Below are 10441 nucleotides of genomic sequence, written 5' to 3' on the forward strand. Positions count from 1 at the left end.
CGTTCTAACAAACGAAAAGCTTCATCAACATCGCTTTGCGGATATTTACGGAGAAAAGAACGCCAGAAACCAACGTACCCCAATCGTCCGGAAAGAACATTTTCCATAACCGTCAGTCGCTCAACCAAGGCATATTCTTGGAAAATCATTCCCATACGCCGTCTTGCTTGACGCAGGGCACCAGAACCGAGTTTCGTCAGTTCTTTTCCATTGAGCGTAACACTGCCTGACGTTGGTTCAACCAACCGATTTATGCAGCGAATCAAAGTACTTTTACCCGCACCGGATGGCCCGATTAACGCAACGACCTGTCCCTTAGGAATCTCAAGCTCCACACTCTTGAGAGCCATATCACCCGTTGCATACTGCTTGGTAAGTTTATTCAGGTGTAACATGCTATTTACCTGTCATATCAATAACATACCCGACACCTTGGAAGATGCCGGGTTGTCGTAAAAAAAATTCAAATACTCCTGTTACTTACAAGAGTAAGAAACATTGTTAGCCGCATCAATTTTGCGGATAACATCCCAGAATTTTTTATAAGTTATTGGTAAAAACTGACCTTCTTTGGATTTCTTAAATTCACGTTCCAAAGATGTCCCTGCCCACTCAAAACTAAAGAAGGCATCTTTAATTTTGTCCTGCAGTTCTGGTTTCAGATTATAGGCAACACCATAGCCTGTTGTCGGGAAAGTTTGCGACTTGTAGATCGTTTTAATCTGATCTTCCTTGATCACATCTCTTGAGATCATGCGGAATTTCACAGAGTTTGCAATAGAAGCCGCAATATAATCTTTATTCGCGACACCCAGGATTGAGTTATCGTGTTTTCCAGAGAACGTCGCTTCGAAGTCGCGATCTTTTTCCATATCAAAATCAGCTTTCAGGATAGCTGATGGCGCTTTAAATCCAGAGTTTGATGTAGGTGACGTAAAGGCTAACGCTTTACCTTTCAAATCCTGAACTTTTTCAACACCGCTGCCCGGGTATGTAATGATTTCCATTTCATAGCCAAAACTGCCGTCTTCCCTTGCCATAATAGTAAAAGGACTGAAACCGGCACAGTTCACAGCAAGCGGATTTGATCCAGTGTTAAAGCCCGCGATATGAAGGCGTCCCGACCGCATAGCTTCGATTTGGGCAGCATTTGATTGGACTGGGAAGAAAACAACATCTTTCCCGGTTTTTTCTTCCAAATAAGCAAGAAAATCAGACCATGCTTCTTTATAAACGGCAGGATCTTCGACAGGTGTATAAGCAAAAATCAATGTATCCGGATCCAGTTGCTTCGCAGGATCTGTTGGCGTATCTGCAATCAAGTCGCCATCTACATCACAAAACCGCGTATCCAGATCACCACGGGCACAGTCCTGAGCCGTCGCAGTTGATACGTTTACAGAAAGACAGGCCAGTACGCTAGCGCAGCCAAATAGTATATCCCGAAGTTTCATCAATACCTCCCTTAGTATTGTATCGCCCATTGTTTGGTTAAAAGCATGTACAACATCAGAACACGCTCTTTTAAGGTGACTTCTACAAATAAAGATGAGTTTATTTTTATTTTTCCCATCCAATGGTTTCAATTGAACCACAATATACTTTCATTTGAAATACAGTTTTCGCAAAAACGTAAAAATCAACCCCTGTCCAAGCCTAAGCCTCGGTAAAACAATATAAATCACAAGGAGTCCATAAATTGGGGTCTCACACCAAACGACCACAACCATAAGGTATTCTAAATTATTTCCACAAACACATTACAAATTAAATAAAAAATGAACGTCAGAGAGCAAACCCTACATTCCTTATTCACCTAACAACGATAATTTAACTCAACACACCATCAAATTTAGTCATACAAAAACATAATCATGATGATAATTTATTATTTAATATCAAATTGATAATAGAAAAATATCCAATCACCTCTATAAAATACAAAAAAAATACTGGTTAAAACGGCAAGCCCGGAACCAGATAAAAAATGAATACTTATGCCATCACTAAACACACTTAAGAGCTTATTAACAAATAATGACCACACTCATAGAATGCATTTGTACAGGCATGCATAACTTTCATCAGTGCGGTTTCAGATTAAATCCTCATCTCAGGAGGCATTACGCGACTATGAAATTGGAAGTATCCGACCAAACCGCGACAATTGAATTAGCGCCCAGTTTGGACATTTTTGTTGCAGAGGAATTGCTCGCTTTATTTGTCGATGCCGATAACAAAAGCTTAGATCTGAACATTAATGCAGGAGGCGTAGAAAAAGCTTCCACCGCATGCCTGCAGATTATTCATTCCGCTGCCGTCAGCTGTATAGAAGCTGATCGCGCTTTTCAGATAACGGAAGCTTCAGACGTTCTGGTTACTGCTTTCAAAGATCTCGGTCTTTATTCCAAAATTACGATGCGGAGCTAAAAATATGGGGTTAAAAGTTTTAACAGTAGATGATTCAAAAACAATGCGGGATATGGTGTCCTTCACACTAAAAGGTGCTGGGCACAGCGTACTCGAAGCCTCTGATGGCTGCGAAGCCCTTCGCGTTCTCGGTGGTGATCGGGTTGATCTGGTTATAACTGACGTCAATATGCCGAATATGGATGGACTGACTCTCTGCAAAGAAATTCGATCCAACCCTACCCATCGACTTACACCAATTTTAGTTCTCACAACGGAATCAGACGGGAACAAAAAAAATGAAGGGCGGAGTGTCGGTGCCACTGGCTGGATTGTGAAACCCTTCAATCCCGAAAAACTACTTCAGGTCGTTAATAAAGTTTGCCCATAAAATAATCCAAAGGGTGGCTCGCACACCGCTCACCCAAAATCCTGCAATAAAGTTTGGTACAGGACACTATCATTTAATCGCCGATCTACGAAGTTTTCGTATAAAGGGGGACAAGTGAGTACCAACGATTTTGACCTTGATCAGTTCAAAGCGACCTATTTTGAAGAATGCGCTGAACTGCTGATAGATGCAGAAACAAGGCTTGCCGACTTACAACACAACCCTGAGAGCGTTGATGCAGAAGATCTCAATGCCATCTTTCGTGTCGTCCACTCTGTAAAGGGTGGGGCAGGTGCATTTAGCTTCGACCAGCTTGTTGGTTTTGCACACATATACGAAGCTCTGCTTGATCGAATGCGTCAGGGTGAAATCCAGATAACAGAAGAGATCGTCACTCTTTTGCTTACGGCCAATGATATCCTCACAAACCTCATCCAAGCAGCCCAAAATGGTACGACCCTTCCCGAAGAAAGCTTTACCGAGGTCAAAAACAAATTGAATCTTCTCGCTTTTGATCAACCAGTTAGTACTCCAGCTGAGGAAGGTGAGCACGAAACTATAACGCCTGACGAAACAAGAGAAAAAAAGTATATTATTTCATTCAATCCCAAACCTGAATTATTGCAGCACGCCAATGAGCCCCTCCTCCTTGTCCGCGAAATGAAAGAGCTGGGCGAGCTAGAAACCAAAGTTAATACAGATCGCCTCCCCCCCATTCAGAAAATTATCTCAGATGAAGCGTACTTTTCCTGGGTTTTTGAACTTATCTCAGATTGTAGCTTGTCAGATGTGGAAGAAGTGTTTGAGTTCGTCACAGAAGATTGTGACCTCGACATAAAAATCGAAGAAGAAGCCACAGAGGCAGAGGCAGAGGCCAAACAAGAAGAAAAAACTAAATCGCAACAAATATCAGCAGAACCAGCAGAACCAGCAGAAGACAGTTCGGAAAAATCACTAGAGGCAACAAAGCAACAAGCTGTTGAAGCGATGCAGGCGCCAACAATTCCGACGCCAGCACCCGTAAAGCCAAACCCAGCAGGCAACACCCAAGCTTCGCAACGTGTTTCGTCAATCCGGGTAGAACTCGATCGTGTGGACCGCTTGGTTAACATGGTGGGTGAACTGGTGATTACTCAAGCTATGTTGCGCCAACAGGTCGATAACCTTCCCTCAGAGCTAGCGGCCTTTATGGCCAAGGGTTTCGAAGATCTTGGAATGCACACAAGGGAAATTCAGGAATCTGTCATGGCTGTCCGTATGCAGCCTGTGAAATCTGTTTTCGCCCGAATTCCACGCTTGGTAAGAGAGCTTGCAACAAAACTTGGGAAGAAAGTCGAGCTCGAGACTTCTGGTGAACACACCGAAGTTGATAAAACAGTTATAGAGCAACTTTCTGACCCCTTAACCCATATGATACGAAATTCTCTGGATCATGGGATTGAAGAAACACCCGAAGACCGGATTAAAGCAGGTAAACCCGAACTTGCAACCGTCACTCTATCGGCTGAACATCGATCCGGACGCATACATATTATTGTCACTGATGATGGCCGCGGTATCAACCGCGAACGAGTAAAAGCCAAGGCCATAGAAAAGGGGATCATCGGCCCCGACGAAAATCTTTCGGATGAAGCCATCGATGATCTGATTTTCAGCCCCGGATTTTCAACAGCAGAAGAAGTCACCGACGTTTCTGGTCGTGGCGTTGGTATGGATGTTGTTCGCAGAAATATTAGTAATCTTGGCGGACGGATTTCCGTACAATCCACCTCTGGAAAAGGAACCAAATTCATTATGTCTCTTCCCCTCACGCTTGCCGTACTGGATGGTATGGTCGTTGCTGTCGGGAAAGAAAAATTCATCATCTCTCTCACCGCAATTATAGAAAGCCTGCGCCCTGCCAAAACCGAGCTCCACAAGCTCTCGAACGGGGCAGAAGTTGTCTCTTTGCGTGGTGAATATATTCGCCTTGTCAAACTACACCGCCTTTTCAACATTCCCGGTGCGCAAAATGACCCAAGCCAAGCTCTTGTTGTTGTCGTTGAAATTGAGGGCGGAAAACAAGTTGGCATTTTAGTTGATGAGCTGCTGGGACAACAACAGGTCGTCATCAAAAGCCTCGAAGAAAACTACGATCCCGTCGAAGGTATTTCCGCCGCAACAATCCTTGGAAACGGCATGGTTGCACTCATTCTTGATGTGGATGGTTTGGATGCTATGGCAAGGCAAACAAGCCACAAACAAAACCAGGATGACGAGAAAGGTGAAACCAGAAACCAACCAAATTTAATAACCACAAGCTTAGACACAAAAAAATTAGGCTCCGAAGAAAAACTAACCCCTGCTCAGCCTGAAAACACATCCACCATTCCGGCCGATACAGCCTCGGAAGCGATAACACAAAAATACGAAGTAATGGAGTAACCGCGGATGGAAAGTAATAGCCTCGCAACACAGGAAAACATGGACCTAACGCTACAAGGCGAAACAAATTCGCCAGCTCATAATCAAGACCACAATCCAGATCATAACACGGGAAAAACAGGAATGGCCATGGCAAAGGACACTGGCCAGCAACAGTTCATAACCTTTACGGTTGGCGACCAGGAATATGGCGTTGATATCATGTCCGTGCGCGAAATTAAGGGCTGGGTAGAAACAACTCTTTTACCCAATACACCCGAATACATGCGCGGCGTTTTAAATCTTCGCGGCGTCATTGTTCCCATCTTTGATCTACGATGTCGTTTTGGCCTTGGAAAAACAGAAGCCACAAACCTGCATGTCATCGTCATCATTGCCGTGAAGAATAGAATGGTCGGTATTCTGGTCGATACCGTTTCAGATATCCTGACCGTTTCCAATTCTGACATTCGAGATGTTCCCAAAATGGAAACACTTATCGAAGAAGAATATCTATCCGGCCTGGTCACCATTGAAGAACGAATGGTCGCCCTGCTCAATCAAGAACGCCTCTTTGACACCCAAATAATCGAAAACGGAATCGGGTTAAGTCAAGTCGACGAGTAAAGCCTGGCAAAAGGCCATCCGAAAAAATAACCCTCGCTGCCGAATGGAGAAGACGATGCACAGAATATTTAACAGATTATCGTTAAAAATCGCGTACAAGCTACCAATACTATTTGTTCTTATTGCGATGATTTCTGTGATATCGGTCGGTGCTTTCAGCATAAGCAGTACATCTGATGCTCTTATTTCACAGGAAAAACACACGCTGACAGCATTGGCAGAGGCAAGAAGCTCTTCCCTAAGCCAATATCTTGAATCAATAAGTGAAGATATCGTGATTACGGCTGCCAGCAGCAACGTTCAGGATGCCCTCACAAGATTTACAGCTGGATTTAAAGACGAAGCCCGGCGCCACAATGATCCGCTTCAATCACTGCAAGGTATCTACATAAATGAGAAGGCAACCACATCTACCAACTCATTTGGCAGCAAAGAAGCACTTGGTCAAAAGCATCTCTTTGATGGCCCCACAGTAGTAGAAGGCATTTATCATAACCAGCACCAGCGTTTTCACCCATGGTTCCGCCAAATATTATCAGCACGCGGATATTACGATATTTTTCTCGTGGATCCAGAAGGTAATGTTGTTTACACCGTATTCAAAGAGCTTGATTACGCAACAAACCTGCTTGACGGTAAATACAACCAAAGCGGACTTTCCCAAGCTTTCAAAGCTGCCTTATCAAGCAGAAAAGAAGGTGACATCAGCTTCGTAGACTTCGCCCCCTATGCCCCAAGCAACGGTACACCTGCAAGCTTCATCTCTACCCCTGTAGTTTCACAATCTGGGTTTGAAGGCGTATTAATTTTTCAAATGCCAATTGATCGCATTAATCAAGTCCTTCAATTAAGCGTAGGGATGGGTGAGACAGGCGAAACGTACCTCGTCGGTAACGACTATCTGATGCGTAGCGATTCAAGGTTTTCAGAAGAATCAACAATCCTTAAAAACAAAGTACAAACCGCCACAGTTAAAAAAGCTTTGGAGGGCGAAACAGGTGCAGAAATTACACGGGACTATAGAAATATCCCTGTCCTTTCTGCCTATCAACCATTTGATTTTCAAAATGTTCGCTGGGCATTAATCGCAGAAATAGATGAACAGGAAATGTTGGCACCTGCAAGAGAAGCCAGGCTCTTTATCCTTATGATCGGGGCAATTGTTTTAGGTGTTGTCGCGCTGTTGGGATGGTTATTCGCGCGCTCTATCGTTCGTCCTATTCAAAAATCAACATCGGAAATGCTAGAGCTTGCTGATGGTAACCAATCTATAGAAATCACTGGGTTGGATAGAAAAGATGAAGTCGGAAATATCGCTTCTGCGCTGCAAACTTTTAAAGACAATGCCATTCAGCAAGATCAAGCTGCTTCCGAAAACCTTCGTATCAAGTCTGCATTAGATAATTGTCAGGCGAATGTGATGGTTGCGGATGTTGACCTGACTATCATCTACATGAACGATACGATGATCGACATGATGCGCACCGCCGAAAGCGACATCAAAAAGGATTTGCCTAATCTTGATACAGATAAGCTGCTCGGTACCAATATTGATACCTTCCATAAATCACCAGCCCATCAACGTGGACTTCTTGCAAATCTGAAAGAACCCTACAGTGCAACAATCGAAGTTGGCGGCAGAACATTTAACCTGATTGCGTCCCCCATCAACGATGAAAAGGGTGAACGACTGGGGACTGTCGTCGAGTGGGATGATGTGACTGTCAAACTTGCCGAACAGCAAGAAGCTGACCGTATTGCCCAAGAAAATGCTCGCGTCAAAGTCGCTCTGGACAGCTGTACAGCCAATGTCATGGTTGCCAACAATGACTTTGATATCATCTACATGAACGATGCTGTCCTCAATATGATGCGTACGGGAGAAGCAGACATCCGTAAGGACCTTACGGGATTTGATACAAACAAGCGTCTTGGAGGAAGTATAGATCGGTTCCATAAAAACCCCGCGCATCAGCGCTCTATGCTCGAAGCCCTGACCACAACATACCAAGGGCGTATTAATGTTGGCGGCAGATCTTTCGACCTCATCGCCAACCCGATTACCAACGAACAAGGTGAACGTCTCGGCACAGTTGTCGAGTGGGCTGATGTTACGGCTGAACTCGCAATTGAGGCCGAAGTTGATCAGATGGTCAATGCGATCTCGGCCGGTGATTTTACAAAATCACTATCCGCTGAAGGCAAAGAGGGCTTTATGCTCGCCTTAACCAACGCCCTGAATTCTCTAAACAAAAATGTCAGTGATGTCGTTGATGATGTTGCAACTGCACTTTCATCCTTGTCACGTGGGGATCTAACCCACGAAATAACAACTGCCGCAATTACTAAGCCGATGGCAACTAATTGGGCTGAGCGTGGCAATGGAATCACTTGGTCAGTGACAGCCGTGAAGATAGATAAACCAAGTTGACTTAAGCCCAAGCCTAGCCCTGCACTGACTAAACCAATGATGGTTGATTCTATGAGCATGACACCCAAAACACGATTACTTTTTAGCCCAATCGCTTTGAGTACGCCAATCTGACGACGGCGCTCTAATGTGCTGAGAGCAATCGTATTTGCCATGATAACGGCGGCGGCAACCAGCGACAAAATACCAACAATGGTTGGGATGGCTGCAAATTGAGCAATGAAGCGCCCGACAAGGCTATCAATGAAGCGTACATCGAGGGCTTCGCGCAAGGATAAGAGTGCCGCGAGAATGGCCCGATCACGCATCGAGTTTAGCGCCGCCGCCACGAAACCACCATCAATTTTAAGCCAATTTGCGGGAAGGGCGCGCAAATATCGGATAGAAGCCGCGCCAGCGCCGACATCATCCAAGCAAACAGGATGGCCGCGCGTTTTCAGCTCGGTCAATAGGCTCTCAGCCAAAGCCAAGTCATACATGTCCCAACTCTCAGTAAGTTCAATGACCAACTTGGTTGGCGAAGCTTCGAGCGCCGTTAGGCAAGCAAGAACGGAGCCTTTAAAGGCTGTTTTATCAACCGAAGCGCCGGAGAGGTTGATGGCAATGCCAGTACCCGTCGGGTCTTCATTGAGGACCAAAATCGCTTGGGCCAACATGGACAAATCCAAATCCCGAATAACGCCTGAAAGCTCAGCCGGGCGCAGCACGCCTTCGGTCTCGCCGTCATGGTCGAAACGGACGAGCCATTCATAGTGGTGGATATTTCCGCTCTTCAGGTCAACGATAGGCTGGCGCAGCACGGAGTAGCGCTGTTCGGATATATGGGTCCGAAACCCATCTGCTGTCAAAATATCAACCATAGCCCTGCCTAGCAAAAGGGCGTGAAGATTGGGTTAGGCAGGATGGTTAATCGACGTTAATTCCCAAGCGTCTTACTTGCGATTTCTAGCACGTTTTTCGAGGGCTTTGATTTAATCACTTTGCGCAATTGCGCTTTGATTTGGTCTTGGCGCTGCACATCGAGTTTGCGCCAAATCTCATAGACCCCCAACAGCCGCGCCGCGACGGATGGATTGCGGCTATCCATCTCTAAGACTTGCTCCGTGAAGAACTCATAGCCTGCGCCGCTTGGCGCATGGAACAGATGCGGGTTGCTCATGGCAAAGCCGCCAACAAGGGCACGAACACGGTTCGGGTTGCGCGCATCAAAGGCTTCGTGTTGCGTTAGCTTGCGTATGGCCTCCACACCGCCCGGATGTTTACGTCCCGCTTGGACGGCGAACCATTTATCAATGACGAGCGGATTATCTTTCCACTTAGCGTAAAAACTTTCCATAGATTCATCCACGCGGCGTCCACCGAGTTTGTCGAGGATTAAAAGAGCTGATAGCTCATCTGTCATGTTTGTCGCTTCATGAAATTGCGAAATAGCGAGCGGCGCGGCGACCGCATCTTGGCGTGAGGCAAGCAGGGATAGGCAGCGATTTTTAAGCGCGCGGCGACCTGCGGCTTTGGCATCAGGACTGAACGGGCCGTCATCTTTCAGCGCGTGATAAGCGTCAATTAAATCGGCTTGAGCTTCGTCGGCTACAGCGCGGTTGAGCCAATCCCCTGCAAGGGTTGCGGCGATAGGGTCCGCATGCGGTAAGCTCTGAAGTACCTCCATATTCGATGGAATGGTTAAGGCCAAGGCTTTGAAATTATTATCAAAATTATTATCTAATAGAGTGGCTTTCAATGCCTGTGCATAGCCCCTCAGCGCGGGATTTGGCGCAGGTGTTTCGCCGCTTTCAATGGATTTTGTGATCTCGCCCATAAGCTTTCGCGCGAGGGCTTGCCCGGCTTCCCAGCGGTTAAAGGCGTTAGGGTCATTTGCCATGAGCCGCAGGGCATCATCTGAGTTTTGATCCGTATGAAGGATGGCAGGCGCGGAGAAATCTTGTAACACGGAGAGGCTATAACTCTGCTCTGAGAGTGGCAGAGAGACACTTGTTTTTTCGCCTTTAAGTACCGTTAATTGCGGCTCCATGAGGGGGCCGTCATCGCCAATGGCTTGCCATTTAATAGGAAGTGGCAATGGCTTTTTATTAGGCTGGCCCGGCGTAGGCGGGGTCTTTTGCTGGAAGGTTATGACGTCCGCGCCAAGCTGTGTTTGCAGCCCGCTCTGACGGCTGACCTTG

At 46.0% G+C, this 10441-nt stretch carries 8 protein-coding genes and 1 pseudogene; 5 read left to right on the forward strand and 4 right to left on the reverse strand.

Annotated elements, in window-relative coordinates; all coding sequences use genetic code 11:
* Together Q0241_RS05305 and phnD are read right to left on the reverse strand one after the other, a co-directional pair.
* A partial coding sequence (locus Q0241_RS05305; protein ID WP_299374229.1) for an ATP-binding cassette domain-containing protein occupies positions 1 to 395 on the reverse strand: 395 nt, incomplete at its 3' end.
* A gap of 81 nt (positions 396 to 476) precedes the next feature.
* The gene (gene phnD, locus Q0241_RS05310) at positions 477 to 1454 is read right to left on the reverse strand and encodes a phosphate/phosphite/phosphonate ABC transporter substrate-binding protein (RefSeq protein WP_299374232.1); all 978 of its coding nucleotides are present in this window, start codon (positions 1452 to 1454) and stop codon (positions 477 to 479) included.
* A gap of 679 nt (positions 1455 to 2133) precedes the next feature.
* Here phnD and Q0241_RS05315 point away from each other — a divergent pair.
* From Q0241_RS05315 to Q0241_RS05335, 5 genes and pseudogenes are all read left to right on the forward strand, one after another.
* Positions 2134 to 2430 carry an STAS domain-containing protein gene (locus tag Q0241_RS05315; protein ID WP_299374235.1) on the forward strand — a complete coding sequence of 99 codons (297 nt, stop codon included), beginning with the start codon at positions 2134 to 2136 and terminating at the stop codon, positions 2428 to 2430.
* Positions 2431 to 2434: 4 nt separating this feature from the next.
* Positions 2435 to 2800 carry a response regulator gene (locus Q0241_RS05320; RefSeq protein ID WP_299374238.1) on the forward strand — a complete coding sequence of 122 codons (366 nt, stop codon included), beginning with the start codon at positions 2435 to 2437 and terminating at the stop codon, positions 2798 to 2800.
* A 114-nt stretch (positions 2801 to 2914) separates the two neighbouring features.
* Positions 2915 to 5224, forward strand: coding sequence for a chemotaxis protein CheA (locus Q0241_RS05325; protein ID WP_299374241.1), 2310 nt, complete (start codon positions 2915 to 2917; stop codon positions 5222 to 5224).
* 6 nt (positions 5225 to 5230) lie between these two features.
* The gene (locus tag Q0241_RS05330; protein WP_299374243.1) at positions 5231 to 5830 is read left to right on the forward strand and encodes a chemotaxis protein CheW; all 600 of its coding nucleotides are present in this window, start codon (positions 5231 to 5233) and stop codon (positions 5828 to 5830) included.
* A gap of 127 nt (positions 5831 to 5957) precedes the next feature.
* A pseudogene (locus tag Q0241_RS05335) lies at positions 5958 to 7355 on the forward strand (cache domain-containing protein); the annotation flags it as partial.
* Between the two features lie 620 nt (positions 7356 to 7975).
* Here Q0241_RS05335 and Q0241_RS05340 read toward each other — a convergent pair.
* Together Q0241_RS05340 and Q0241_RS05345 are read right to left on the reverse strand one after the other, a co-directional pair.
* Positions 7976 to 9121, reverse strand: coding sequence for an EAL domain-containing protein (locus tag Q0241_RS05340; protein ID WP_299374246.1), 1146 nt, complete (start codon positions 9119 to 9121; stop codon positions 7976 to 7978).
* Positions 9122 to 9177: 56 nt separating this feature from the next.
* Positions 9178 to 10419, reverse strand: a complete 1242-nt coding sequence (locus Q0241_RS05345) for a DUF3458 domain-containing protein (protein ID WP_366941150.1) — start codon at positions 10417 to 10419, stop codon at positions 9178 to 9180.
* Between the last annotated feature and the right edge of the window lie 22 nt (positions 10420 to 10441).

It is taken from the genome of uncultured Kiloniella sp. (assembly GCF_937128705.1).
In the GTDB taxonomy this organism is placed as follows: Bacteria; Pseudomonadota; Alphaproteobacteria; order Kiloniellales; family Kiloniellaceae; genus Kiloniella.

Excerpts from the sequence above, each read along its gene's own strand:
- phnD (WP_299374232.1), bottom strand. The coding sequence starts at position 1,454 with ATGAAACTTCGGGATATACTATTTGGCTGCGCTAGCGTACTGGCCTGT.
- Q0241_RS05315 (WP_299374235.1), top strand. The coding sequence starts at position 2,134 with ATGAAATTGGAAGTATCCGACCAAACCGCGACAATTGAATTAGCGCCC.
- Q0241_RS05320 (WP_299374238.1), top strand. The coding sequence starts at position 2,435 with ATGGGGTTAAAAGTTTTAACAGTAGATGATTCAAAAACAATGCGGGAT.
- Q0241_RS05330 (WP_299374243.1), top strand. The coding sequence starts at position 5,231 with ATGGAAAGTAATAGCCTCGCAACACAGGAAAACATGGACCTAACGCTA.
- Q0241_RS05340 (WP_299374246.1), bottom strand. The coding sequence starts at position 9,121 with ATGGTTGATATTTTGACAGCAGATGGGTTTCGGACCCATATATCCGAA.